A 25,807-nucleotide genomic window follows, 5' to 3' on the forward strand; every position below is an offset into this window, starting at 1 on the left:
CCGCCACCGGTCGCGTGCCAGGGCAGCGTCAGTGGGCGATGTGGGAGCGGGACCAGTCGAAGTCCACCTGGTCGGCCACGCCCATCTGCTCCACCAGCTTGTGCAGTCCGGTGTAGTCGCGGACCAGCCGCGCACGGCCCGCGTCGGCCTGGCAGTCCGCGAGCATCTCGTGCCCGCCGTCGATGCCGACGAGGTCGACGATCCGGTGCCAGGTCGTGTAGTCGTTGGCCACGAAGGCGTCGAGACCCTGCATCAGCATGTCCAGGAAGTACCTGCGCTGGCGGGCGTCGAGGTGGTGGTAGACCATCTCGGCGAGCACGTGCGAGATGGACGCGTGACAGTACTCGTCGCGGTTGTGCAGCTTCGCGGTCGTGCTGTTGATGGGCTGGATCGTGGTGTCCTCGGCGAGCAGGTCGAGGTACGCGTTGATGGAGATCTCCGAGACCGTCGCGAAGGCGAGCGTCGTCAGGGACTTCTCCCAGCGCTCTCCCGCTCGGTCCCGCAGTTCCTGGTGGACGCGCGCGGTGTGGGAGAGCGGCAGCGCGTTGTCCGGCATGGCGTGCCCCCGCTTCCTGCGGGTCACCGCGCTCGCGTTGAGGTGCATGAGCGTGTGGTACTGCTCATCGACCATCGCCTGGGCCAGCGACAGGTTGAGCGCCTCCCCGGTGAGGCCCGGGTACTCCCCCTCCATGACCAGCGCGAACGCGGGGTTGGCCACCTTCTGCTCGGCCATGACGGTGTGCCGGTTGTACGCGATCCACGCCCAGCTCAGCAGTTCGGCCCGCTTCTGCGGGTCCAGGCCGCGGAAGGTCGGGTGGTCACGGAAGGGCAGGATCCGCTCGGGGTAGTCCGCCAGTGACAGGTCGAACAGTTCGTCGAGGTCGGGCTCCTCCCGCTTGACGGTGGCACGGCGATGCCAGTTGCCGACGAGTCGGCGGATCACCGCGTTCTCCACCGGGTCGTTCGGGTCGAAGGTCGGGATGCCCTCGGGGAGCGGGGGGCCCGGGGTCTCCTGCCCGACCGCGTCGTCAAGGCCGCCTTCAAGGATCGGGGTGTCGCTGTTCATCACATTCCTCACGGGGAGCGGTGCCGACCGGCACCGCGGGTGGTCAGGACTCCGCCTTCCGGCGGCGCCGGTGGTCCACGGCCGGGCTCAGGACTCCTGGAGCCAGTAGCGCGTCAGGTGGCGTCGCGCGTCGCTGTAGGAGGAGCGGGCGTGCAGCATCCGCTGGTTGTCCCAGACGAGGATCGATTCCTCCGGAATGAGGACGGACACCTTGTTGTCCCGGAAGAACGACTCGGCCCGCACGGCGAGTTCGCGTCCCAGGGAGCCCAACGGGAGTTCGTCGGCGGGTACGTCGGCGTCGATCGGAGGGTCGTAGTGGCCGGCTGTCAGCAGGTTGTAGCTGAACCGGACGATGTCACGGCCCTCGGGAGTGCTCTCCACCACGGGACGGCGCACTCCGGCGGTGCCGGTGCCTCCGGTGTTGTGGCCCACCCAGTCGATGGCCTTGCCCTGCACCGTCTGACGCTCCTCCTCGCTGAGGGAGGCGATGAAGGCGTACGCGTCGGCGAGTTCGGTCTGTCCGCTGCCGCACCGGGCCTGGACCCGGCAGTGGAGAGCGAGGTAACGGGGCGGCGGGTTCCAGCCGGGTGCCTCGGTGTGCACGAGGATGGTGTTGGTGCTCTTGGAGTAGCGGCGGTCCTCGAAGCCGGGGGCGGCCTTCACCTGATAGCGCAGCTGCCCGTCGTACTGCGGTATGAGGGCGCCGAGATCCTGTAGGGCCGCAGCAGCCTGTTCGTCGGTGGTGATGCCGTCGAGCAGGGTGTAGCCCTGGTCGAGGAGTTCCTGGGTGCGCGGGGTGACGGCAGTCGTCATGATCTGCGTTGCTCCATGTCAGTTCCTGGGATGGGGAAGCATGGGCCGGGCGCGGCGGCGGCTTCGCGCGCCGCCGCGTCGGGGGCGGACTCCGCTGGAGAAGGGAGGCGCGGCGCACGGCCGAGGGAGCGTGCTCGGCGAACACGTCCTGAGGCACTGCGGATGCCGGTCGTCTCGGCGCCGGCCGGGGGAAGAACACTGCGGCCGGGAACGCGGCGGCACGTCACCGTGATCGGCGTGGGCCGACGTCCGTGCGCGCCTCCCGCTCATGCGGGGTCTCACGGCGGCGGGGCGGAGCGGTCGCGTACGACGAGGGGCGCCGCGCTCACCCGGCCCGCGGATCGGGGGTGGAGGGAGCGCCCGGGCTCAACTGCCCCAGGTCACATCCTGGGCGAGGGCCTGAGCACTGTCCGGGGAGACCGCCTGAGCCATGAGGAGGGCGCCGAGCGCGATGCAGCCGGCTGCGACGGTCCTGAAAGTCGGGGTGAGTCTCACGGAACGGCCTTTCGGTGAATTGCGCTCTGCTTTTTCGGTGAACTCCCGGAACCCGCTCGGAGTGCTTCTGGCTCTCCCGCCGCGCCGGTGCCCCTACTCTGGCAACTCGCCGTCCTATGCGGAAGGGGAGTCCGGTGGACGGAACATGTTGTGTCCTATCCCGTCCACGGGTGGCGGGGACGCCATGCGATCCCAGAACTCCGGAATCAGCACCACTCCGCAGGACGCCATCCGGAAGGGCGCCAACGGGAAATACGCGGCGAGTGATCGGGAGCACAGGGCCGCGGCCCTCAGTTCTGCGACAGCCAGACTTGGCGCGGTCAGGAAGAGGCCGATCACGGGCCCGCCGGGTCCGTCCGGGTCCACGCTGACGTGCTCCAGGCCGTCTCCCGGCTCGGCGCAGGAGATCAAGGCAGCCCCCGTCCCCACCGGCAGCGGCACATCGGCGGGCCCGTCCAGACGGACATGCACGAGATACATGGCTCCCCCTTCCCCATCACCCTTGTTCCTGTGCTCGGCCGATGTTCCAATGCTCGGCCGACGGCCGTCCCGGCCGCGAACGGTCCCGCGCACCCGCCGGTCGCCCGCACCCCCGGGCGACTCCCTTCGCGTTCACTCGACGGCAGGCGACCGCGGCCGAGTACGCACGCCGGCCATTCCCGCCTCCGGGGCCGGGCGGGCCGGCCATGACGACACCCAGGCCGTCCGTCCGTCATCCGACGCACTATTGATACACCACCGCAATGCTGTGGTGCCCTTGTCCCAGGCCGCCGCCGGATTGGTTTTGCCCGAGTCCCTCCGCCCTCGACCGGCTCTGTGCCACAGCGGGCCGAGGGTTCATTCCTTCAATTCCCCCCCCCACCTGCCCAACTGCGCCCGTACCCCATTCCATGGCTGGCCGATGAATGCAGTGGCCGATACCGTCCAGGCCGAAGGGGTTGATGGGGGCCGCCCCCGGATCGCATCGTGTTCTGAGCGTGCGACGCCACGCATTCCACGGAGAACCGGGAATTCAAGGCGGGTCGATGCCGTCGTCCTCTACCGATTCCCTTGACGCGACTCGAGACTTCGCAGCCCAAGAGAGCTGAACAACCGCTGGAGACGCAGCCTTTATGACGAATGCCTTGACCCCAGCGGCGCCCGTCCGTCCTTCGCCCCTGGCGTTCCGCGTCTTCCTCGGCGGCCAGAGCGTCTCGCTCATCGGCGACGGCCTCGCGATCCTCGCGATTCCCCTGCTCGTCCTCGAGGTGAGCGGATCCCCGTACGCGGCCGTGCTGGCCGCCATCCCGCGGACCGTCGGCTACCTGCTGGTCGGCCTGCCCGCCGGCGCACTGGTGGACCGGCTGAACCCCCGCAACGTCATGCTGACCATGGACGTCGTACGGTTCGCGGTCTTCCTGTCCCTCGCCGTGCTCGCGGCCACCTCGCAGCTCGCCGTCCCGGTGATCCTCGCCCTCGCGTTCGTCGCGGCGGGGGCCGGCGTGTTCTTCGAGACCGCGCTGACCGTGGCGGTGCGGGACCTGGTCGAGGAGGAACGCCTGGTCCGTACGAACTCGCTCCTGGAGGCCGCGAACCAGAGCGCGCAGATCGTCGGCCCGGGGCTGGTCGGTGTGTTGTCGGCACTCTGGGGCCTCCAGGTCGCCCTCCTGGTCAACGCCTGCACCTTCGCGGTGTCCTTCGTTTCCGTCCTGCACGTACTGCGCGGCAAGGGCCGGTCGAGCCGGGCCCCCTCCCCGCCGCTGCGCGAGGCCCTGCGCGGGGTGCGGGGCGACCTGGTCGAGGGCTTCCGCTGTCTGCGGTCTCTGCGTGTCGTGCTCGTGGTGACCTGCTTGCAGGCAAGTGCCAATCTCTTCCTCGCCGTCGGCTACCTCCTGGTCTTCTACCTGCGCGACACGCTCCACCTCGGCGCCTCCGAGGCGAGTGCCGTCGTCGCGGCAGGCGGCATAGGCGGGGTGCTCGGCACCGCGGTGGCCCTCCGGCTCGGCCGCAGGATGCGGCACGAGACCCTCATCGCACTCAGCGCGGCCTGCCTGGGGACCACACTCGCGTCCCTGGGGGTGGCCACCTCCCTGGTGCCGCTGCTGGTGCTGAATCTGCTGCTCGGGGGTTCCACGGTGACAGCGGTGGTACTCATCCGCACGCTGCGCCAACGCCTGGTGCCACGAGCCCTGTTGGGCCGGGTCACCGCCACGGCCAAGGTGGCCGCGCTGGCGGCGAGCCCGGTCGGAGCCCTCGCGGGCGGTGCGCTCACCACGCTCAATCACGGCAATCCCCGCCCGGTGTTCCTGGCAGCCGGTCTCCTCAGCGTCCTGACGACCGCTGCCGCCTGGACACTGGGCCTGCGGACCGGGTCGCACTCTCCGTCCGGCACGGAACAGGGGCCCACCGCGCCCGGGGCGTCCGCCTCACCTGTCACGGGGGCCGACGGGGCCGTCGAGGCGCCCTGACCGACGGCGCCACGTCACCCTCACCACCCGCGGCAGGCGCCGCCTCCACCCCGCGAACGGGCGGCCCCTGAGACCGTCACCCCGAAACTTCTGCCCCCCGCCGCCCGTGACGCCCCGTTCGCCCGCCTCCCCCACCGGCCGAGGGCCGACCCGAGGGCTCGGCACCACATCACCCGTCCGCGCGGCGCCTGCCGAAGGCCAAACCGTCGTAAAGAATGCGCGTTCAAGGACCGGCTGGATGACAGCGCCTTGCCCCTGGCACGACATCACGGGCGCGAGCGGGCCGGAGACCTCTGCCCGCGGCCCGCGAAGTCGTCGCGGCTTGCCGGCGGTTCGGCATCCGTCATGGTCAGCCCGGCCCGCCATGGCATCGGACAGAGCCAGTACACCCCGGTCGACTTGTCGGCCGACGGCGGAAGCTGCCTTCACGAGGCCGGTCCTGCACCGTGGCGGCCGGGTTCGGCAGCCCGGTACGGACGGGTTCGTGGGCCGAAAGGCGACCTTGACAAGATCACTCACGCATCGGAAGTTCATTCCATGCGTCATGCACACACCAGTAGTCGTCGCACCGTGTCTGCAGGGCCACCCAAAGGCTGATCGCCCGGTTGCCCCGACTGTCGCGCAGACCACCGCGCCCCCAACCCCCACGCCTTTCCGGACCCGTACACCCATCGGGAGACACACCTCATGCTGGCCGCACTCGGACTCGACACGGACACCGAACGCGTCTACCGCGCCATGCTGGACCATTGTGACGACGGGATATACGCACTGTCCCAGCGACTCGCACTGCCGGAGGACCGGCTGCGCAACTGCCTCGACCGGCTCCATTCCCTCGCACTCGTCCGACCGCCCGCCAAGGCCGACAGCGCCTTCCGGGTACTCGGCCCGGAACAGGCCATGAAGCTGCTGCTCGCCCGCCAGCAGGCCGAACTCGCCGCCCACCAGGAGCGTCTGGAGACCGCGAGGGTCGCGGCCGCGCAACTCGTCGCGGAGTGCTCCTCCGCGTACAGACCCTTGACCGGCTTACACACCGAGGAATTAACCGGCGCGGAGGAGATACGCGACCGACTCGCCCGACTCGCCTCCGACGTCCGCCACGACATCATGACGCTCGCTCCGGGCGGCGCCCATTCGGAGAGCGACCTCAAGGCCAGCCGCAAGCCGAACGCGACCCTGCTGGACCGCGGTGTCACCGTACGGACCATCTATCTCGACAGCATCCGCAATCACCAGCCCACGCTCCGGCACGTCCAGTGGCTCCACGAGCGCGGCGGCCACGTCCGCACCGCTCCCAGCCTGCCGATCCGCATGATCATCGCGGACCGGACCGAGGCCGTCCTCCCTCTGGACCCCGCGGACGCGAGCCTCGGCGCCGTGGTCCTCACGGGGCAGGGCGTCGTCACGGCCCTGTGCGAGCTGTTCGACAGCACCTGGCAGACCGCGAAACCCTTGGTGCCCACGGTGGAGCGGGACACCGACGGCCTCACCCCCCAGCACCGCGAGGCCCTCCGGCTGCTCGCCCAGGGGATGAAGGACGACGCGATCGCCAAGCGCCTCGGCGTCTCCACTCGCACCGCCCGCCGCTTCGCGGCCGAACTCATGGACGCGCTCCAGGCACGCAGCCGCTTCGAGGCGGGCGTCCACGCGGTCCAGAACGGCTGGCTCCCCGCGTACCGCACCTGACGACCCGGCGCCGGGCGCGCCCCCTTCGGCTGCCGGACATCAACCGAGGGGCGACCGACGACGCGCGTCACCGCCCCTCCTCCCCTCTCACCTCTCACCTCTCACCCTCGTCAGCAACCTTCACCGCACCAGCAGTTCAGCCAAGCGGGCAAGGATGGCGTCGATCTCATCCGGCGTGAGGGGTACGAGTTCGAACAGCAGCCCCTCCGCGTCCCGTCGGCCAGGTATGGCCCAGATCGACGGTGACCCCGCTCGCAGCGCTTCGTCCAGAGCGGCCGAGTCCATGGCCGACACGGCGGGATCCACCACCAGCCGGGCGCGGGCGAAGGGCAGGCCGGTCGGGTCGGGGACGGGCGACGCGGTGACGCCCTGGACGGCACCCGCCCGCTCGACGAAGTCCGCCACCTTGTCCGCCTGCTGCTGCCGCCACACCGCCATATCCAGCTCCTGACGCGCCTCGAGCGCGGCGAGGACGCCGATCACGGCCTCCTTGCTCGCCTTCATCGCACGGCCGATACCCCGTTCCTGCGCCCGCACCGCCGCCACCGGACCGGCCCGGCCCACCACCAGACCCGCGGTCGGGGAACCCAGGTACTTCTGGCCGCTGATGGCCACCAGGTCCGCTCCGGTGGCCAGCAGTTCACCGACCCTGAAGTCCTGCGCGGCACCATCGACGACGACGGGCACCCCGCGACGATGAGCGACCGCCACGGCGTCGGCCAACTCGGCACTGGCCCCGCGCACCAGACGGGACGACACCAGCAGCAGGCACGCGACGTCCGGTCGCGCGAGACCCGTCTCCAGATCCTCCAGCGTGAACCCGGTCTCCGTCCCCACGGGAACCGGGACCGCACCCGCCAGCCGGACGGCCTGCACGATGGAGTGTCCGTAGTTGACCGCGTGTCCCGTCGGAAGAACGACTGCGTCGGGCATACCGGTCGTGTCCGGCAGCGCCTCGACGCGATCCGGGGACTCCCCGGTCATCGCGGCGGCGACCGCGAGGGTGATCGCCGACGCGGTGCAGTGCACGATGGTCCCCGCCTCCGCCCCGGTGAACCGAGCGAGGGCCCGGTCGGCCGCCTCCTGCAATTCGTCCATCACGAAGAACTCCGACAGCGACTCGGCGACCGCGGCGCTGACGTCGTCCCCACTGCGTGAGACGCCGAGGGGGGTGTAGGGCCCCCGTGCGTTGATGATGCGGCTGAGTCCGTATGCGGTGTGCAGTCCCATGAGTGCCATCCTGCCCTTCCCGGGGCGGTGTTCGCGGCGACCGGGTTCGTGACTGTTCCGGGGCTCACAGAACTCTCGCAACGGGTCAATGATGAGAGTCACGCAGCGTCCAGCCGGTAGCGCCCCGGCAGGCAGGGCGCCGTGGTTCAGGTGGATTCGGCGAGATGGATCGTGTCGATGCCCTGGTCCGTGAAGGTGGCCAGGTTCTGGCCCTCCGCCTCCAGTTCTCGCTCCTCGGTCCGGGTGAGGCTGCGCAGGGGGCTGATCGTGAGGCGGTGGTCGTCGGTGGTCCAGGTGGCGGCGACGCGGCCGTCGACGAGGACGGCGCGTTGTCCGGCGACGGAGAGGCCGAGGTGTGGGCCGTCGATGATGCGGCTGCGGTCGTGGTAGCCGAGGATCGCGTTGTCGAAGGCGGGCAGGAAGCGGACGGGCGCGGGGGTGTCGGGGTGTGGGCGGGGCGCGTCGGGCAGGTCGAGGAGGAGACGGCCGCGTGCGTCGCGGTAGGTGATGAGGTCGCCGCGGAGGGCTCTGACCGCGGCGGGCAGTCCGGCCAGGCCGCTCCAGGCGCGGATGTCCGCGGTGGTGGCGGGGCCGTAGGCGGCCAGATAGCGCAGGACGAGTCGCTGTCCGATCGGGTCGTCCGGGTCCGCGGGCAGTGGGGGGACGGGCTGGTGCAGCCAGGTGGACAGGGGGAGGTTGTGGACGCCTGCGGTCCTCTTCCACAGTCCTCTGGGGGGTAGTTGGGCCATGGGGATGAGCGCGGCGACGAGGAGTTCGCCCAGCACCCGGCTGGGCGGTGTGGGCCAGCGGTCGCGGAGTGCGGCGACGAGTTCGCTCATGGTGCGTGGCTGGTGGTCGGCCATCACGGCCCGGCCCGCTGTGCTCAGTTCGTCCAGGTCGATGCCGTCGAGTTCGCTGCGGTAGGTGGACAGGACGCGTTGCCGCAGCATGGCGTCGTGGCGGGCGCGCCAGGCGAGTGCGTCGGCGGCGGTGACGAGGTGGACGGTGCGGCGCATGAGGTGGGTGCGCACGACCTGGCGGCCTGTGACCAGGTTGTCCAGGTCGGCTGGGGTGAACGCCCTGATGCGCGACCACAGGCCGGTGAACGGTTCCTGTGGGGCCTGGGCCTGTAGTCCGGCCAGGTGGGACACGGCATCGAGGGCGGTGCGGTCCTCACGCTGAAGGAGGTACTGGCGGGCGAGGGTGGCCCGGTTGAGGTCACGCTGGGTCAGGACGTTCATGGTCTCAGGCTGCGGCACGCTCGGAGCCGGGGCGACGCCGCCGGCCGGTGTCGGTGAGGGAGGAGGGCTGGTAGGCCACGTCGAGCGGGCCGATGTCGGTGCCCGGGGGGACGATGTCGTCGATCCGGTCCAGGACGGCGTCGTCGAGCACGGTTGCGGCGCCTGCCAGCAGGTCGTCGAGCTGGTCGGGGGTGCGGGGGTCGATGATGGCCGAGGTGACGTCCGGGTGGGCGGTGGCGAAGGCCATGGCCAGGTGAGTGAGCGGCAGGCCGGCCTGTTCGGCGAGGGGGATCAGCTGCTCGACGGCGTCGAGCTTGCGGGGGTCGGTCATGTGCCTGGGAGCCCAGTGCGTGCGGGCGTTGCTGCTCGGGGCGTCGTTCTTGCGGTAGCGGCCGGTGAGCAGGCCCATGGCCAGCGGGCTCCACACGAGCACGCCCATGCCGAAGCAGCGGGCGACGGGGAGGATCTCGCGCTCGATCGCCCGGTTGAGGATGGAGTAGGTGGGCTGCTCGGTGCGCAGCCGGTGCAGGCCCCGGCGTTCACTGACCCAGTGGGCCTGCACGATGTCGCTCGCGGGGAGGTTGGTGGAGCCGATCGCGCGGACTTTGCCGGATCGGACCAGATCGGTGAGGGCGGACAGCGTCTCTTCGATGTCGGTGTGCGGGTCGGGGTGGTGGATCTGGTAGAGGTCGGTGTAGTCGGTGTTCAGGCGGCGCAGTGAGCCCTCGACCGCCTTCATGATCCAGCGGCGTGAGCTGCCCCTGTGAAGAGGGCCCTCGGCCATGGGGCCGTTGAACTTGGTCGCCAGAACCACGTCCTCGCGGCGCCCTTTGAGGGCGCGGCCGAGGATGTGCTCGGTCTCGATGTGTCCGTAGACGTCGGCCGTGTCGATGAAGTTGATGCCGCCGTCCAGGGCCCGGTGCACGATGCGGGTGCATGCGTCGTGATCCGGGTTGCCGTTCGGGCCGAACATCATCGTGCCCAGGCAGTAGGCGCTGACTTCGATGCCGGTCCGGCCGAGCTGACGCGTGCGTATGGCAGGGTCCGTTTCCATGGGGGCCGACTGCCGTCGGCGGGCTGATGGCGAAGACGGGCGGGGCGGGCAACCGTTGCGGGGTGCCCGCCCCGGAGTGGGTCAGCCGTTGTGGGGGGCGGTGACGTCCAGGACCCAGGTCACGCCGAAGCGGTCGGTCAGCATGCCGTACAGCGGGGCCCATGCCGCGGGCTCCAGCGGGCGCAGTACGTTCGAGCCGTCGGCCAGGCGCTGCCACAGGGTGCTGATCTCGTCGGCGTCCTCGCCGCGCACGGACACGAAGAACGGGTTGGCGCCCTGCTCGTACGGCATCGCCGAGGGCACGTCGTAGGCCATGACGTGGAAGCCGTTGTCGGCGATGACCTGGCCCCACATCACCCAGTCCGCCTCGTTCTCGTTCTGGACGTTGCCGGCGTCCTTGTAGGTCACCGCGATGGCGTGCCCGCCGAAGACGGACTGGTAGAAGTCCAGCGCCTCACGGGCCGAGCCGCGGAAGTTCAAGTGCGTGGTGGTGGTGACGGACATGGTCTGCTCCTACCTTGAGATGCGCCGGATGGGGCACATGCGGTGGACGGGCGAGATGCCCCTCTCTGGGATCTGTGATGGAGCATGGCACCTGTACAGGACAGGTTGTGTCCTGTACTTGTCGCATGATGGACGCATGCAGAAAACGTCCTCGCGCCTCCTGGCCCTGCTCTCCCTGCTCCAGGCACGACCGGAGTGGAGCGGAGACGACCTGGCCGAGCGACTGGAGGTCACCGTGCGCACCGTGCGCCGTGACATCGACCGCCTGCGCGCGCTGGGCTACCCGGTCGCCACGGACAAGGGCCCGGGCGGCGGATACCGCCTGCGTCCCGGATCGCAGATGCCACCGCTGCTCTTCGACGACGAGCAGGTCATCGCTCTGGCCCTCGCGCTGCAGAGCACCGCCCACCCCGCGATCGCGGAGGACGCCGACCGGGCCCTCGCGACGATCCGCAACGTCCTCCCTCCGCGCCTGCGGCAGCGCATCGACGCGCTCCACGTCACCACCGTGCGCCCACCCGGTCCCGGCGCCCCACCGGCCCAGGACCTGGGTCTGCTCACCACCGTGAGCACCGCGATCCAGCGCCGCGAAGTACTGCGCCTGGACTACGCCCCACACCAGGAGGCCGCACCACAGCTACGCCGCGTGGAGCCCCATCACCTCGTGGCCTGGCGCACCCGCTGGTACCTGCTGGCCTGGGATCTCGACCGCGACGACTGGCGCACCTTCCGCACGGACCGCATGACCCCACGCACGCCGACCGGCCCGCGCTTCGCCGCACGTCAGCTGCCCGGCGGGGACGTCTCCACGTTCGTCACCAGCCGGTTCCGGGGCTCCGACGGAACCGAAGCCGCCTGGCCCTGCCAAGGCGAGGCCATCCTGGACCTCCCCGCCTCAGAAGTCGCACCCCACACCGCCGACGGCATCGTGGAACCGCTCGGGCCCACACGATGCCGCGTCATCACAGGATCCTGGTCCTGGACCGCCCTTGCTGCCAGCCTTGGCCGCTTCGACGCGAACCTGCACGTCATCGGCCCGCCGGCCCTCCGCGAAGCCTGCGCGACACTCGCCCGCCGCTACGCCGCCGCCACGACCACCGAGCCTGGCCGGCTGGACGCACCCAACAGATGACGGACGGACCATCTCAGGTTCCGCATGCGTCCCGTGGTGTCTTCCCGCCTGCAGGTCTTCACCTTGATGCAAGGGGGCGAGCAACAGGCAAAGGAAGCGAGACAGCGCTCGACGCCGTGCTCATCCTGTGGTTGATCACAGGTATCTGATCAAGCCAAGGACCCGCCCGGCGCGGCCGGTCAGCCGTCGGCGCGGTATCTCTCGGCCGCGCATCCCGGACGCCGTGCGTCAACTGATCGAAGTCCGCGGCCCAGTGGGGAGGCCGACCTGGTCACCGTCGCCGGTGATCGAAGTCCGCGGTCCAGTGCGGAGGCCGACCTGGTCACCGTCGCCGGACAGTGTCGCGGAGCCAGATGACGATCGCGGTGACGGTGAGGGTGCCGTTGAAAACGTAGTCGCGCTTGTCGTGCGGCCGGTCACCGCCCGGAACTGTTTCCACTTGCTGACGCAGCGCTCGACCGCGCTGTGCCGTCGGTACTGGGCCTTGTTGAAGGCGGGTGGACGGCCGTCGGCCCGGCCACGGTTATGGCTGTTGGCTCGCTGGTCGTCCGGCTCGGCATTGGTCGCCTTGATACCCCGACGTCCCAGGTAGGCGCGGTTGTTGCGGCTGGAGTACGCCTTGTCGCCGCGCACCCGGTCCGGGCGGCGGCATGGCGTCCGGGCCCGCGGCGAGGAACACGCGGCCCCTCCAGCACTGGCAGGAGCATGGGGCTGTCGACCAGCGGCGATACCGTTCGTACACGGGTCTGCCCGGGCCGGTACCGCTCCGGCAGACCCGGCCGGGGCACCCCCGTACGGGCCCGGAACAGCACCCCGTTGACGCCCCTTCGGCGCTCGGATCACTGTCCACCAGGCCGACCGTTGGCCGGCATCCAGGGCTCGATCGCCCGCCACTGCGCATCGGTCAGCTCATGTCGCCGCACCATGCCCGACGCCTGCTCGATCCAGAACCTGATCCACTCCACCTCACGAGAGCCATCAGAAACGATCTAGTCCACGAGCCCCGCATGGTGCGCCAGGATCGCCGCTTGGACGCGGTTGGTGAGGGAGAGCTTCGAGAGGATCCGGCTGATGTGGGTCTTCGCGGTGGCCTCGCTCATCCGCAGGGCCGCGGCGATGTCGGTATTGGAGAGGCCGCCGCTCAGGGCGGTCAGGACCTCGCGCTCCTTCTCCGTCAGGGCGTCCAGGCGGCCGCGGGCCTCGGCGCGGCGGCGCTGCCGCTCGGCGGAGGAGTCGTCGTCCTCCGTGAAGCGGCGGATGAGGCGGCGGGTCACCTTCGGGGAGAGCATCGCGTCGCCGCGGGCCGCGCTGCGTACCGCCGCGATCATTTCGTCCGCCGTGGCGTCCTTCAGCAGGAAGCCGACCGCGCCGTGGCGTAGTGCTGTCTGGACGTATTCGTCCAGGTCGAAGGTGGTCAGCACGACGACGCGCGGCGATCGGGGCGAGCGGGTGAGGCGCTCTGTGGCGGTCAGACCGTCGGAGCGGGGCATCCGGATGTCCATCAGGACGACGTCCGGCTCCAGGGCGGCGGCCATCGACACCGCCGTATTGCCGTCCGATGCCTCGCCCACCACTTCGATGTCGGGCGCGGACGCCATGATGGTGCTGAGCATGGAGCGCACCATCCATTCGTCGTCCACGATCAGGACCCGGGTCGTCGTCTCGCTCATCGCGTGGCTTCCATGTGGGTGGGCTGCTTCAGGGGTACGTCGTCCAGCGGGATCTCGGCGGTGATCTCGAAGCCGCCGTCCGGGGTCGGGCCCGCGGTGAGTTCGCCCCCGACGAGCCGTATCCGTTCGGCGATGCCGAGCAGGCCGTGGCCTCCGCTGGGCAGGCCCGTGGCGTGGCCGCCGGTACCGTTCTTGTTGATCACCGTGAGGTAGAGCAGTCGGCGCGTGCAGTGGACGCGGACGTGGGTCTCTGCGTCGGCGGCGTGCTTGTGGACGTTGGTCAGGGCCTCCTGCACCACCCGGTAGACGGCGTGCTCGATCAGAGCCGGCAGCTCGGGTGGGCGGGTGGTGCCGCGCTCTCCGGTCAGCTCCAGGGTGACCGGCGCCCCCAGGCTGCGGGAGTCGGCGATCAGGGTCTCCAGCTCGGCCAGGCCGGGCTGCGGGGCGAGGGGGGCCTCGGACGCGGTGTGCAGGACCTCCACCAATGAGCGGAGCTCGGTCAGCGCCTCGCGGCCGATGGCCCCGATCTGCTTGCCGATGTCGACGGCGGACGCGCCCTTGGTCGCCTCGAGCGCGGTCGCGTGCAGCACCATAAGGGCCACGCGGTGGGTGACGACGTCGTGCATGTCCCGCGCGATCTGGGCGCGTTCGTCGCTGCGGGCCTGCAACACCCGCTGCTGCTGCTCGCGTTCGGCCCGCTCGGCGCGCTCGCGCAGCTCGGTCATGAGGCGGCGGCGGGCGCCCGTGTACAGGCCGAGCAGGGCCGGGAGGACGCAGATGCCCACGCTCATGATCGCCGCGTCGAAGCCGCCGCCCCGCCAGATCGGCGGGGCGACCACCGCGACGGCGACCGTGGAGGCGACGGCGACCCGTTGCCATGAGAGGGCGCGGTCGGCCAGGGCGTACTGCGCGAACACCACGGCGATCCAGGCCGAAAGGACCACATAGGCGCCCAGTGCGGCCAGCAGAAGCAGCGCGGGACGGCGCCGCCGGAACCATGCCGCGAGGCCGACGAGCAGGCCGACCGGGATCGCGACGGAGAGCGGCTGCTGCGCGGGAAAGTAGTCGAACCTGGCGGAAATCCCGTCGCTGGTGGCCGTGGTCGCGGCGAGGGCCGGCGCCACGAGGGCACCCTCCACCGGACGCAGGCGTTCCCGATGTTTCGCGAGGCGACTGGGCCAAGTCATGGCTGCAGGCTAGCCGTGGTGCGGGAAGGCAGGCGTCGATCGAAAGTTGTACGCGGCATCGCCCGGCCTGCGCCTTTCCGCCGAGGCGGGAGCGAGGATCGGCGGATGCCCGGCAGGCTCGGTGATCGCCACGCTGACGGCATGCCTGAGATCACCGAATCCACCACAGCAGGGCACCGCCTCCGGACCCTCGGCGACCGGATCGCCCGCGACCTCCGTCGGCCGCGCAGACGTCCACCCCAGTCTCCGGCCACCGGGGCCCGACGGTCGCAGGGCCGGGGGTGACGGCCATGTACGCCGCCACCTCCGGGATCGAGCTCGGCCTTGGCATCTTCCTGTTCCCCGCCTGGCTGATCGCCGCCGTCATGACAAGCCTGCAGCCGGGCCGCCGCACCGCCCGCCGCATGCGGCGGATGTCTCGTATCGCGCTGGTGCCGGTGTCCGTCGCCCTGCTGCTCACCGCGGCCAGGCTCGTCACGTACGGGCTGCTTGCCCGCCACGGTTGGGTGTTCGTCGGCGACCGACGGCTGTTCACCACCTTCGTCACGCTGCTCCCGGCCGTGATCGCCACGGTCGTCTGGACGGTGCCGTGGCTGGCGTCCGCCGCCAGGACGCGGCTGCCCGACCCGGATGCGCCGGTACCGCTCGACGAGCAGGTGCGCGCACGGTCCGCGCGCCATGTCGTGCCGCCCCGGCTCGCGGCCTTCGGCGGATTCGCCTGCCTCGCACAGCTCTTCCTGCCACCGGACCGGTCGTTCTGGATCAGCTTCGGCGCGTACGGCTTGGTCACCGCCGCGGTCGCCGGGCTGCTCGTCTGGGGCGCCAAGGCGCGGCTGCAACGCCTGTCCACCGGCCTTGAGATCCCCCGGCGACGGGCACTGGCGGTCCGCCTCGGTGCGGCCGCGGTGGTGCTCGGCGCCGTGGCGGGGCTGGTCAATCACGAGATCGCCGGCAGTCGGCTTCCCCACACCTTCTCGATGATGAAGGGTGAGGCCGACTGGGGCGGCGGTCCCGCCGGGCAGCACCACGACATGGCCGGAGGCCACCACATGGCCACCGGCGCCGGCGGCGCCGACGGGGTCTCCGTCGACGAACTGCGCGGCCCCAGGAGTGGTACGCCCGACCGGCGCTTCTCCCTCACCGCACAGGCCAAGAAGGTGAAGCTGGCCTCCGGTAGGACGGTCGACGCCTGGACGTACAACGGCCAGGTCCCCGGCCCCCGGCTGCGGGTCACCGAGGGCGATCTGGTCGAGATCAAGCTGCGCAACGAGCTGCCGGGCAAGACCCCCGTCACCGTCCACTGGCACGGTGTCGACGTCCCCAACGGCGAGGACGGCGTGGCCGGCGCCACCCAGGACGCGGTGCTGCCCGGCAAGTCCTTCACCTACCGCTTCCGGGTCCAGGAGTCAGGCACCCGCTGGTACCACTCCCATCAGGCCGCCTCCGAGCAGGTCGACCGCGGACTCTTCGGCGCCCTGATCATCGAGCCGAAGAGGCAGGACCGGCCGGTGGACAAGGACGTCAGCGTCCTCGCCCACGACTGGCGGACCGACAAGGGCACGGTGTCCGCGTTCGGCGCCTCCGACGGGCTGGAGCGGCGCCGCGCGCAGCCGGGCGAGAAGGTGCGTGTGCGGCTCGCCAACACCAGCGGCGGCACCCGCGAGTTCGCCGTGGACGGCGTCCCGTACAAGGTCACCGCCCTGGACGGCACCGACGTGCACAAGCCGACCGCGCTCAAGGGCAAGAAGCTGGTGCTCGGCGGCGGCAACCGGATGGACGTCGAATTCACCATGCCCGACGGTCCGGTGCGGGTGACCGACGCCAGCGCCCCGGACGCGGGCATCGTGTACTCGCCGGACGGCAAGGGGGAGGTGAAGGCGGATCTGAGCGGCCCCGCATTCGATCCGTACGGCTACGGCAGCCCGAAGCGGACGGAACTCGGCCCGGACAGCGACTTCGACCGCGACTACAAGCTCGTCTTCGACGAGTGGCTGGGCTTCTACGACGGCACCTTCGGGATGAAGCAGACCATCAACGGTCATGTCTTCCCGGACACCCCGATGCTGATGATCAAGGAAGGCGACCTGGCCCGCGTCACCTTCATCAACCGCGGGAGCGAGGACCATCCGATGCACCTGCACGGCCACCACATGCTGGTGCTCGGCAAGAACGGCAAGCGCGCCTCCGGCAGCCCGATATGGCAGGACACCGTGCTCGTCCGGCCGGGCGAGAAGGTCCAGGTCGCCTTCAAGGCCGACAACCCCGGCATCTGGATGGACCACTGCCACAACTTCTGGCACAGCAAGCTCGGCATGGTCATGCACCTCGCGTACGACAACGTGACCACGCCGTACGAGATCGGCGGCCCCGTCGGCAACAAGCCCGAGTGAGGATCTCCGAAGCGCCAGGAACGGGCCGCGGCCGCGATGCCGGTCGGGGCGCTGTGTCCCGCCACCGCGGCCGTCACCGCCGACCGGCATCCCGACGGCGTCATCCGCGTCACCTACGGCGCCCGGCCCCTCCCCGCGGAGCCCCACTCCTCCTTCCCTCTTCGCAGAGGAGCGATCTGCATGACCACCACGCGCACCCGCATCGGCTTCGCCGCCCGGCACACGATCGGGCCCAAGGTGGCAATCTCGGTGATGTACTCCCACATCACGTCGCCGATCTCCGGGCCGGCGACGGGTTCCGCCTTGATGGTCCACATGGGCATGTGCGCCACGGCCGAAGACCGCTTCGAAGCCTGTCCATACGACGGATCGTCACAGCCTTGCGTGACGGCAGCCGCCGACACCTACCGGCAGGAGCCTGCTGCGCTTGCCCCCGCCATCGCTCAAGTGAAGTCGGAGGCGTGATCGTGCGCCCAGCGGCGGAAGGTGCGAGGTGGAGCTCCCGTTATCTGGTCGAGTGTGAGGTAGGCATCGTCGTCCGGGGCCCTCGTGTCATGGGGTTCATCTGTGGTGCCTGCGACGCCGTCGTAGCTTTCGAAGCCGAACAGGAAGTCTGCGTTAGCGGCCGCGAAGCCCCCTTGGGCTCGGTAGAAGTCGCGGGCTTGTTCGGCGGAGACCTCATCGAGCGTGATCTGTCCTCCGATCGCTTCTGCGATCACTGCAACCTGTTCACGTTTGGTGAGGCTTTCCGGTCCAATGATCGTGTCGATCCGTCCGAGGCGGTGCGGGTCGAGCAGGTCGGCCAGGACGACATCGGCAACGTCGGCCTCATGGATGGGGTGCCCGATCTGATCGGGAAACGGCTCCACAACTCGGCGATTCGCCTTGATCGCTGGTCCCCATATGAGGAGTGAGTTCGTCGCGAACTCACCGGGACGCACGATGCTCCAATCCAGTCCTGAGTCCATGACGGCCTGCTCGACGACGGCGTTGCACGTGGTGTCGTAGCCCGCCGTCACGGCGGCGGAGGAGACCACGACGACGTGCTCGACGCCCGCCTGCTTTGCGCGAGAGACGACCGCCTCGACGGTCTCAGGAACCGCGATCAGGACGAGTTGCGCGGCACCGTCGAATGCGTGCGTCAGCGTGGACGGGTCGTCCAGGTCGCCGAGGACCACGTCCGCACCATCCGGGAGTGAGGCACGTTGCGGGTGCCGCGACATTCCGCGCACCGCGTGACCGGCATCAAGCAGCCCTGCGACGACCAGGCGGCCGATCGCCCCTGTGGCCCCGGTGATGACAATGGGAGAGGTTCTCTTTAAATGAGACATAGATTCTCACTGTAAGACGTCGACGTATCATGCCGCAATGGACCTCTCCCCTCAGCGTGCACGGACCCGTCAGGCGATCCTTGACGCCGCCGCAGCGCAGTGGTCTCGAGATCCCACGGTTGGTCTTGGCGACATTGCCGCCACCGCCGGCGTGGGGCGAGCAACCCTTCACCGGTACTTCTCCGACCGGCAGGTCCTTCACGCAGCGCTCATCACCGACTCGTGGATGACGCTCCGAGCCGCGATCGAGCATGCCGGCCCCGCCACGACCTCGGCGCTCGAGGTGATCGAACGGATCATCACCGCCATGGTGCACGCCGGTGATCGGATGAGCTTCTTGTTCACCGCCACCGGAGGCACGCCTTCTGAGGCTGACGCCGGTATCGCACGAGAGGTCGACGAGCTGCTCCTCGCCGAGATCGAACGAGGCCAGCGTGACGGTGCACTCGACTCGGCAGCCCCCGCGAGGTGGATAGAGTTGATGATCTGGAGCACCGTCTACACGGGCCTGCGGGCCGCCGCTGACGGACTCGTACCACGGCACGGCGTGGACGAACTGATTCGCCGAACTCTTCGCCGAGCAGTAAGCGAGCAGCCCAAGTAGCGGCCCGGACCAGCCCGGCGTGACCAGCTCGCACCAACTCGGGGATGACAACTGCGGGCGCGAGCAGGAGTGATCAGGCAGTGGCGGTGCCCTGTCCCTGCGCCGCCCAAGTGCGACGAGCCGGTAGGAGTCCGTGCCGGTCTCCAGGACTTTGCCGCCGAAGGTGAGATCGGGGCTGTCCGGCGTGCCAGAGCTCGGTGCCGTCCATGACGGCCGAGATGCGGGCCAGCGTGTCGGTGGCGCCCTTGCACCCGCTGGTGGGCAGCGATGACCACACCCCTGCCCGAGGGGTACACCGACGAGGACGGCGCCCGCACCCTCGCCCTGAACGAAATCGTCGTCCGCCGCAAATGGCGCGGAACCGGTGTCGCCGACCAGCTCCACGAAGACCGGCTCAAGAACCGCTCCGAACAGCGGGTGACCCTCCTGGTCAACCCGAGGGCGGGCGACGGGAAGGTCCAGGCCCTCTACGAGCGGTGGGGAGGCGTAGCGACGCTTCAGGATGCCTGACGCGGGAGACGGTCAGCCCTGCGTCCTGGGCTCGCGGCGCATGCACCACGTGCGGGGACCGTCGTCGGGCAGCTCGACCTCCGCGGTCACGGTGAAGCCCAGGCGTTCATAGAACCTCACGTTCCGCTCGCTCGACGTCTCCAGGAATGCCGGGTGCCCGGCGCGGTCCGCCGCTTCGAGCCCGGCCCCGACCACCACGCCGCCGAGCCCTTGGCCCTGCGCGTCCGGAGCCACGCCGACGGTCGCGAGGAACCACACCGGCTCGCTGGGCCGGTGCGGATCAAGGGCACGCTGCGCTGCGGCGAAGGCCGACGCGCGGTCGCCCGCCAACTCCTCGATCAACGGCCCCACTTCGGCGAATCCGGGCGCCGGGTCCCGCTCGGGCGTGGTCCACACCGCCACGGCGCGCGCGTCGTCGGTGACCCACGTCCGCCCGTACCGAAGACCGACCCGGGTCAGGAACAGCTCCTGGAAGCGGCGCACCCGCTCGTCGTGCCCATCGGCCGCGACGACATGCCGGGTGAACGCGTAGTCGGCGAACGCATGGGCGAGTGTCCGGACGGCACCGGGCACATCCCGTTCCGTGGCGGGTCGTACTACGAGGGTGGGGGCCATACACGCTCTCCTTCACGTTCCTCGTGTGAGCCGGCGAGGCGCACTCCGGCGTACGCCGCGCACGCGGAGAACGATCAAGCCGACCCCCGGGTTCCCGGAAGGCTGGGTGAACGGCGTCGGGCCGCCCCCGCCGCCGCGTAAGGGGATATTGGTCGCCCGGATGGTGCTTCTGCCGCAGGCACGGCCAGCGGGCGGGACGGGCTGCGAGTTCCTCGGCCCGCCGTCTCGCGGCCCACCTCACGGTTCCCGCCGAACTCATGGATATGCCCCGTTGATGCACACGGACCGCCCTGCGAGTTCCCGCTGAGCGGGGGTTTCGGTTCCTGCCGGCATGGGCCCGTCGGCCGCACGCGGACGTTCCGGGTTCGCCGCGGACACGGCCGCCTGACGGCCCTTCACCTTCTCGGCACTCAATGATCGCGGGCTGTCCACTTCTACGCGCGTGGCACGTGGCACGCTCCCATGGCTCGAACTATTCGTACAGGCAGGCGCTTTGGGCGGATGACGGCCCGGCGTGTGCCTTCCACCGAGAGGACGCCCCCACGACATGTCCGCTCATCGTCTTCGCCGCCGCTGGCGGCGCCCCGTCCTGGCCGTGATCGCCGCGGCGGCCGTAGCGACGCCCGCGGCCGCGTTCGCCACCGACCACTCCCCCACCCAGCCCGAACACCAGCCGGTAGCCGTCCCGTCGGACGACGCCTACTACGAGGACGCGCTCGGCAAGACCGGGCCGGAACTCAAGTCCGCTCTGCACACGATCATCAGTGAGCAGACCAAGCTGTCGTACGACGAGGTCTGGGACGCACTGCAGACCACGGACGAGGACCCCGCGAACGCGGACAACGTCCTGCTCATCTACTCCGGCCGCTCCCAGGCCAAGAGCGCCCACGGCGGCGGCTCCGACGACTGGAATCGGGAACACGTCTGGGCCAAGTCGCACGGCGACTTCGGCACCGCGACCGGCCCGGGCACCGACATCCACCACCTGCGCCCCGAGGACGCCTCGGTCAACTCCACCCGCGGCAACCTCGACTTCGACAACGGCGGCAGCCCCGTCGACGAAGCCCCCGGCAGCCTGGTGGACAACGACTCCTTCGAACCGCGCGACGCGGTCAAAGGCGACGTAGCCCGCATGATCCTCTACATGGCCGTCCGCTACGACGGCACCGACACCTTCCCCGACCTCGAACCCAACGACAAGGTCGACAACGGAAGCGCCCCGGCCATGGGCCGCCTGTCCGTCCTCAAGCAGTGGAACGACGCCGACCCGCCCGACACCCTCGAGAAGACCCGCAACGACCGCATATTCGCCATACAGAAGAACCGCAACCCCTTCATCGACCACCCCGAATGGGTCAACGACATCTGGAAGTGACGCCCGCACAGCGCACGTCGGCCCCCGGTCGGCGTGCGCTGCGTGGGTGGTGGGGCGTGCTGCACGCCCCACACCTGTGCGACCGTCCCGGTCGCTGTGTGCTTCAGGGACCGTGCGCGCTGCGGGGACGTGCGGGGGGCGGCTGCGGCATGCGGGCGAAGCCGGTCCGGTAGGCGAGGGCTACGAGTTGGGCTCGGTGGTGGGCACCGAGCTTGTGCATGATGCGCTGGACGAAGGTGCGGACGGTCATCGGGCTGACGTACAGGCGCTCGGCGATCTCGTCGTTGGTGAGTCCTTCTGCCGCGCAGAGCAGGACTTCCTGCTCGCGGGGGGTGAGGTTGTCCATCTCGCGCGGGGTGGCGTGGGGGCGGTCGGGGCCGGAGGCGGCGAGGTAGCGCGTGACCACGGCGTGGGTGGCCAGCGGGGAGAGCACCATGTCGCCGGCCGCGACGGTGCGGATGGCGGCGAGGAACTCGGCGGGTTGGACGCCTTTGCCGAGGAAGCCGCTGACGCCCGCGCGCAGGGCCCGGGTGATGTAGTCGTCGGTTTCGAAGGTGGTCAGGATGAGGACGCGGGTGCCGTGGAGCTGAGGGTCGGCGGTGATCTGCGCGGCGGCGGAGAGGCCGTCCTGATGGGGCATGCGGATGTCCATGACCACGACGTCCGGTGCGGTGGAGCGGGCCAGTCGTACGGCCTGGTCGCCGTCGGCTGCCGTGGCGATGACTTCGAGGTCGTCGGTGGCGTCGATGAGGACCTGGAACGTCGCGGTCAGGAGTGCCTGGTCGTCGGCGAGGAGCACGCGGATGGTCACGGGGTGTCCTTGTCGTGGGCGGCCGGGCGGCCGGGCGGCGCGTACGCGAGGGTGGGCAGCTCGGCCGTCACCTCGAATCCGGTGTCGTCGCGGGGGTGGGCGCGCAGGTGTCCGCCGACCGCATGAGCCCGCTCGCGCATGCCGATGAGGCCGTATCCGGCGGCGTCGCGGATCTGTACGGGCGGGCCGTCGTCGGTGACCGTCAGGGTCAGCTGGCTGTCGGTGTAGTGAAGATGGACGGCGGCCATGGTGGTCAGCGCGTGTTTCGAGACGTTGGTGAGCGCTTCTTGCGTGATGCGGTACGCGGTGAGGTCGACGCCGGGTGACAGCGGTTGCGCGGCGCCGTCCTGGGTGAGAGTGACGGTGAGGCCGACCTGGTCGAACGAGGTGATCAGTTCCGGTAGTCGCGTCAGGCCGGGGGCGGGCTCGGCCGGGGGGCCGTGGGGCTCGTCGCGTTCACGCAGCAGGCCCACGGTCGCTCTCAGTTCGCCCAGCGCCGAGTCGAGGGTGGCGGTGAGGTTGTGCATGACCTGCTGTGCCTTGTCGGGCCGGCCGGCCAGCAGGTAGTCGGCGGTGGCGGCCTGGGCGTGGGCGAGCGTGATGTGGTGGGCCACGACGTCGTGCAGTTCGCGGGCGATGCGGATCCGTTCGGCGCCGACGCGTCGGCGGGCCTCTTCCTCGCGGGTGTGTTCGGCCATCTCCGCGCGTGCTTCCACCGCGGTGACGTAGTCGCGGCGGCTGCGCAGGGAGTCGGCCACGGCCGGGGCGACGAGGGTGAAGGCGGCAAGGCCCACCTGTTCGGCCCGCAGCTGCGGGCTGCCCGGCGGCCAGAGGGCGGAGGCGGCGAGCAGGGCCAGGGCGGCGGTGACGGTGTAGCGGGCGGCGGTGCGGCTGTCGGTTCGCCAGGCCAGTGAGGCGAGCGCCGCCATGACGGGGCCGGTGAGGTTGGAGCCGAACTCGTAGCCGAAGGACGGGGCCATGGCGCCGAGGACGGCGGTGCACGCGGTCGTGGCGATCACGGCCAGGCGCGGGCGGTTGCGGCGCAGCAGCAGCGCCGCGCAGGCCAGGACGGCAACGCAGGCGGCGGCAGGCGGCGGCCAGCGCACGATGCGGGGCGGCTGCGCCATGGTGGTGGAGAGCACCGCCAAGGCGCACAGGGCGGCCGCGGTCGCGGCGTCGAAAGCTCTGGGGTGACGGCGGGCCCACGGCCGGATGTCGGCGATCACGCGTCCTCCTTCACGGGTGTGCTTGGCGGTTGTCGTCTGTGGACGAGTCGGGGCGGGCGGACCCTGGCGCAGGCGAGGACGCCCCGGAGGCCCGCGGGTGGGCGGGCCTCCGGGGCGGCGCTGGGTCAGGCGTTCACCGATTCATCCCGTGCCGAGGGCGCCGCCGGGGCGGGGTGCTCGGCCGCGAGGGTGCGAGCGAGGTTCTCGCCTTCGATGTCCAGGTCGGGCAGCAGCCGGTCCAGCCACGTGGGCAGCCGCCACGCTGCCTGCCCCAGGAGTGCGAGAGCGGCCGGGACGAGGGTCATGCGAACGACGAACGCGTCGAAGAGGACGGCGGCGGCCAGCCCCAGACCGAGCATCTTGATCATGGAGTCGGACATGCCGATGAATCCGGCGAAGACGGCGATCATGATGACGGCGGCGGCCACGACGACGCGGGCGCTGTGCCGGAAGCCGGTGACGATGGCCTGTGCGGGCGCTTCGCCGTGGACGTGGGCTTCGCGGATGCGGGTCACGAGGAAGACCTCGTAGTCCATGGCCAGGCCGAAGACCACGCCGATCAGGAAGATCGGCATCATGCTCATCACCGGTCCGGTCTGGGCGACGCCGAGCAGGTCGGCGAGCCAGCCCCACTGGAAGACCGCGACGATCACGCCGAAGGCGGCGGCGACCGAGAGCAGGAAGCCGAGGGCCGCCTTGAGCGGGACGAGGATCGATCGGAAGACGATCATCAGGAGCAGGACGGCGAGTCCCACCACGACCGCGAGGTAGGGGATGAGGGCGGCGGTGACCTTGGTCGAGACGTCGATGTTCATCGCGGTCTGACCGGTCACCAGCATGGAGGCGCCGGAGGTCGTCTTCAGGTCGGCGGCCTCGGAGCGGATCGTGTGGACGAGGTCCTTGGTCGCGCCGGCGCTCGGGCCGGTGCTGGGCACGGCGGTGATGGTCGCGGTGTCGCCGGCCTTGTTGAAGGTGGCCGGTGAGACGTCCACGACGCCGTCGGTGGCAGTCAGGGCCGTGCGGGCCTGTGCGGCGACGGCCTTCGCGTCGTCGGCGCCCTTGGCGTCGACGACGATGGTCAGGGGGCCGTTGAAGCCGGGGCCGAAGCCGTCGGCGAGCGCGTCGTAGGCGCGGCGCTGAGTGGTCGAGGTGGGCTGCGCCTCGTCACCGGGCAGGCTGAGCTGGAGATCCAGTGCCGGCAGAGCGACGACGCCGAGACCCGCCACGGACAGCAGCAGCGTCGCCACCGGCCTGCGGATGACGAAACGGGCCCACCGGCTGCCCGCGGGCTCCTTCGCGCGTACGGCGGTGGTGGTGCTGCTGCGCTGGGCGCGCGGCAGGACGGCCTGGGGGAAGAAGCCGAGCAGGGCGGGCAGCAGCGTCAGGGCGACGAGCACGGCGATGACGACGGTTCCGGCGGCGGCAAGGCCCATGTCCGTCAGCATCGGCACGCCCGCCACGGACAGGCCGGCCAGTGCGATGACGACGGTGGCGCCGGCGAAGACGACTGCGGATCCGGCGGTGCCCACCGCCCGGCCGGTGGCCTCCTGCGGCGCGTGCCCCGCGGTCCGTTCGGCGCGGTAGCGGGAGACGATGAACAGGGCGTAGTCGATGCCCACGGCCAGGCCCAGCATCAGGGCCAGGGTGATCGTCGTGGTGGACATGCCCGCCGCGACGATGGCGCAGACTCCGGCGCCCAGGCCGATGAGGGCGGTGACCAGCGGAAGTCCGGCGGCGACCATCGCGCGGAAGGTGATGAACAGCACGAGCGCGGCGACCGCGATGCCGATCAGTTCGGTGACGCCGCCGAGTTCGGGGCCGCCGTCGACGGCCGAGCCTCCGACTTCCACGGTCAGCCCCGCGGCGCGGCCGTCTTCGACGGCGTCCATGAGCGCGGCGGACGTGGCCTCGTTCAAGTCGTCGCCGGCGACGGTGTAGGTGACGGTCGCGAACGCGGTGGTGGCGTCCTTGCTGACGGATTCCGGCGCGAAGGGACTCGACGTGTCCTTCACCTGGGAGCCGCGCGCGACGGTGTCCACGACCTTCTCGACAGCCGCCCGGTTCTCGCGAGCGGTCACCTTCTGCCCGTCAGGCGCGGCGAAGACGATGCGTGCGTCCGCGCCCTCCGCGTTGTCACCGGGGAAGCGCTCGTCGAGCAGGTCGAACGCCTTCTGCGACTCGGTGCCCGGCATGGAGAACCCGTCCTCTTCGGCGGCCGGGGCACTGAGTGCGGCGAAGGAACACGCCGCCAGGATCGCCACCCACAGGAGAGCGACATAGCGGCGCTGCCGGAAGGACAACCGGCCGAGCCGATAGAGCAAGGAAGCCATGACGAGGCACTCCAGTCGAAGAGGAGAGGGATGGTGCCGCGGCCATGCCGTGCAGCCCCGAGGCGCAGGCGGTCCGCAGGTTCATCCCCA

The 25,807-nt window shown here is 70.5% G+C and carries 22 protein-coding genes and 1 pseudogene; 8 read left to right on the forward strand and 15 right to left on the reverse strand.

Annotation, left to right across the window (positions count from 1 at the left end; genetic code table 11):
• Positions 1-28 precede the first annotated feature (28 nt).
• The 3 genes from AB6L24_RS00185 to AB6L24_RS00195 form a co-directional block, all read right to left on the reverse strand.
• Positions 29-1,066 carry a diiron oxygenase gene (locus AB6L24_RS00185; protein WP_405650573.1) on the reverse strand — a complete coding sequence of 346 codons (1,038 nt, stop codon included), beginning with the start codon at positions 1,064-1,066 and terminating at the stop codon, positions 29-31.
• An 87-nt stretch (positions 1,067-1,153) separates the two neighbouring features.
• On the reverse strand, positions 1,154-1,879 hold the full coding sequence (locus AB6L24_RS00190) for a TauD/TfdA family dioxygenase (RefSeq protein WP_087882397.1): 726 nt from the start codon (positions 1,877-1,879) through the stop codon (positions 1,154-1,156).
• Between the two features lie 609 nt (positions 1,880-2,488).
• Positions 2,489-2,854 (reverse strand): hypothetical protein, encoded by a 366-nt coding sequence (locus tag AB6L24_RS00195; RefSeq protein WP_405650576.1) that lies wholly within the window; start codon positions 2,852-2,854, stop codon positions 2,489-2,491.
• Between the two features lie 644 nt (positions 2,855-3,498).
• Here AB6L24_RS00195 and AB6L24_RS00200 point away from each other — a divergent pair.
• Positions 3,499-4,821: an MFS transporter gene (locus tag AB6L24_RS00200; protein ID WP_405650578.1), complete on the forward strand. Its 1,323-nt coding sequence runs from the start codon at positions 3,499-3,501 to the stop codon at positions 4,819-4,821.
• Positions 4,822-5,508: 687 nt separating this feature from the next.
• Positions 5,509-6,507, forward strand: coding sequence for a LuxR C-terminal-related transcriptional regulator (locus tag AB6L24_RS00205; protein WP_405650580.1), 999 nt, complete (start codon positions 5,509-5,511; stop codon positions 6,505-6,507).
• 120 nt (positions 6,508-6,627) lie between these two features.
• Here AB6L24_RS00205 and AB6L24_RS00210 read toward each other — a convergent pair whose 3' ends face one another.
• The 4 genes from AB6L24_RS00210 to AB6L24_RS00225 all read right to left on the reverse strand — a co-directional run bounded on the left by AB6L24_RS00210 (position 6,628) and on the right by AB6L24_RS00225 (position 10,536).
• Positions 6,628-7,737 (reverse strand): aminotransferase class V-fold PLP-dependent enzyme, encoded by a 1,110-nt coding sequence (locus AB6L24_RS00210; protein WP_405650582.1) that lies wholly within the window; start codon positions 7,735-7,737, stop codon positions 6,628-6,630.
• A 146-nt stretch (positions 7,738-7,883) separates the two neighbouring features.
• Positions 7,884-8,978 (reverse strand): winged helix DNA-binding domain-containing protein, encoded by a 1,095-nt coding sequence (locus AB6L24_RS00215; protein ID WP_405650584.1) that lies wholly within the window; start codon positions 8,976-8,978, stop codon positions 7,884-7,886.
• 4 nt (positions 8,979-8,982) lie between these two features.
• Positions 8,983-10,014 (reverse strand): aldo/keto reductase, encoded by a 1,032-nt coding sequence (locus AB6L24_RS00220; RefSeq protein ID WP_405656981.1) that lies wholly within the window; start codon positions 10,012-10,014, stop codon positions 8,983-8,985.
• 99 nt (positions 10,015-10,113) lie between these two features.
• Positions 10,114-10,536 carry a VOC family protein gene (locus tag AB6L24_RS00225; RefSeq protein ID WP_405650587.1) on the reverse strand — a complete coding sequence of 141 codons (423 nt, stop codon included), beginning with the start codon at positions 10,534-10,536 and terminating at the stop codon, positions 10,114-10,116.
• Positions 10,537-10,672: 136 nt separating this feature from the next.
• Here AB6L24_RS00225 and AB6L24_RS00230 point away from each other — a divergent pair, with 136 nt between their 5' ends.
• Positions 10,673-11,668: a helix-turn-helix transcriptional regulator gene (locus AB6L24_RS00230; RefSeq protein ID WP_405650589.1), complete on the forward strand. Its 996-nt coding sequence runs from the start codon at positions 10,673-10,675 to the stop codon at positions 11,666-11,668.
• Positions 11,669-11,990: 322 nt separating this feature from the next.
• On the opposite strand, the pseudogene AB6L24_RS00235 reads toward AB6L24_RS00230, so the two are convergent.
• The 3 genes and pseudogenes from AB6L24_RS00235 to AB6L24_RS00245 form a co-directional block, all read right to left on the reverse strand.
• Positions 11,991-12,591, reverse strand: a pseudogene (locus AB6L24_RS00235) (transposase).
• A 66-nt stretch (positions 12,592-12,657) separates the two neighbouring features.
• On the reverse strand, positions 12,658-13,338 hold the full coding sequence (locus tag AB6L24_RS00240) for a response regulator (RefSeq protein WP_405650591.1): 681 nt from the start codon (positions 13,336-13,338) through the stop codon (positions 12,658-12,660).
• A complete protein-coding gene (locus AB6L24_RS00245) occupies positions 13,335-14,525 on the reverse strand; it encodes a sensor histidine kinase (protein WP_405650594.1) in 1,191 nt (396 codons plus the stop codon). The genes AB6L24_RS00240 and AB6L24_RS00245 overlap by 4 nt, the downstream gene beginning before the upstream one ends.
• A gap of 290 nt (positions 14,526-14,815) precedes the next feature.
• Here AB6L24_RS00245 and AB6L24_RS00250 point away from each other — a divergent pair, with 290 nt between their 5' ends.
• Positions 14,816-16,915, forward strand: a complete 2,100-nt coding sequence (locus tag AB6L24_RS00250; protein ID WP_405650596.1) for a multicopper oxidase family protein — start codon at positions 14,816-14,818, stop codon at positions 16,913-16,915.
• A 180-nt stretch (positions 16,916-17,095) separates the two neighbouring features.
• On the forward strand, positions 17,096-17,380 hold the full coding sequence (locus AB6L24_RS00255) for a hypothetical protein (RefSeq protein WP_405650599.1): 285 nt from the start codon (positions 17,096-17,098) through the stop codon (positions 17,378-17,380).
• Here the strand turns inward: AB6L24_RS00255 and AB6L24_RS00260 are convergent.
• A complete protein-coding gene (locus tag AB6L24_RS00260) occupies positions 17,359-18,246 on the reverse strand; it encodes an NAD(P)H-binding protein (RefSeq protein WP_405650602.1) in 888 nt (295 codons plus the stop codon). The genes AB6L24_RS00255 and AB6L24_RS00260 overlap by 22 nt on opposite strands.
• Positions 18,247-18,283: 37 nt before the next feature.
• Between AB6L24_RS00260 and AB6L24_RS00265 the strand changes: the two genes are divergently transcribed.
• Positions 18,284-18,850: a TetR/AcrR family transcriptional regulator gene (locus AB6L24_RS00265; protein WP_405650604.1), complete on the forward strand. Its 567-nt coding sequence runs from the start codon at positions 18,284-18,286 to the stop codon at positions 18,848-18,850.
• 267 nt (positions 18,851-19,117) lie between these two features.
• Positions 19,118-19,360, forward strand: coding sequence for a hypothetical protein (locus AB6L24_RS00270; protein ID WP_405650606.1), 243 nt, complete (start codon positions 19,118-19,120; stop codon positions 19,358-19,360).
• Between the two features lie 12 nt (positions 19,361-19,372).
• Here AB6L24_RS00270 and AB6L24_RS00275 read toward each other — a convergent pair whose 3' ends face one another.
• The gene (locus tag AB6L24_RS00275) at positions 19,373-19,975 is read right to left on the reverse strand and encodes a GNAT family N-acetyltransferase (protein WP_405650607.1); all 603 of its coding nucleotides are present in this window, start codon (positions 19,973-19,975) and stop codon (positions 19,373-19,375) included.
• 547 nt (positions 19,976-20,522) lie between these two features.
• On the opposite strand from AB6L24_RS00275, the gene AB6L24_RS00280 reads away from it, so the two are divergent.
• Positions 20,523-21,350: an endonuclease I family protein gene (locus AB6L24_RS00280; RefSeq protein WP_405650610.1), complete on the forward strand. Its 828-nt coding sequence runs from the start codon at positions 20,523-20,525 to the stop codon at positions 21,348-21,350.
• A gap of 103 nt (positions 21,351-21,453) precedes the next feature.
• Here the strand turns inward: AB6L24_RS00280 and AB6L24_RS00285 are convergent, their stop codons facing one another.
• From AB6L24_RS00285 to AB6L24_RS00295, 3 genes are all read right to left on the reverse strand, one after another.
• Positions 21,454-22,161: a response regulator gene (locus AB6L24_RS00285; RefSeq protein WP_405650612.1), complete on the reverse strand. Its 708-nt coding sequence runs from the start codon at positions 22,159-22,161 to the stop codon at positions 21,454-21,456.
• On the reverse strand, positions 22,158-23,387 hold the full coding sequence (locus tag AB6L24_RS00290; RefSeq protein ID WP_405650615.1) for a sensor histidine kinase: 1,230 nt from the start codon (positions 23,385-23,387) through the stop codon (positions 22,158-22,160). Before AB6L24_RS00290 ends, AB6L24_RS00285 begins: the two co-directional genes overlap by 4 nt.
• A 125-nt stretch (positions 23,388-23,512) precedes the next feature.
• Positions 23,513-25,717 carry an MMPL family transporter gene (locus tag AB6L24_RS00295; protein WP_405650617.1) on the reverse strand — a complete coding sequence of 735 codons (2,205 nt, stop codon included), beginning with the start codon at positions 25,715-25,717 and terminating at the stop codon, positions 23,513-23,515.
• Between the last annotated feature and the right edge of the window lie 90 nt (positions 25,718-25,807).

The organism is Streptomyces sp. RK9, assembly GCF_045070545.1.
GTDB classification, from domain to species: domain Bacteria; phylum Actinomycetota; class Actinomycetes; order Streptomycetales; family Streptomycetaceae; genus Streptomyces; species Streptomyces alboflavus.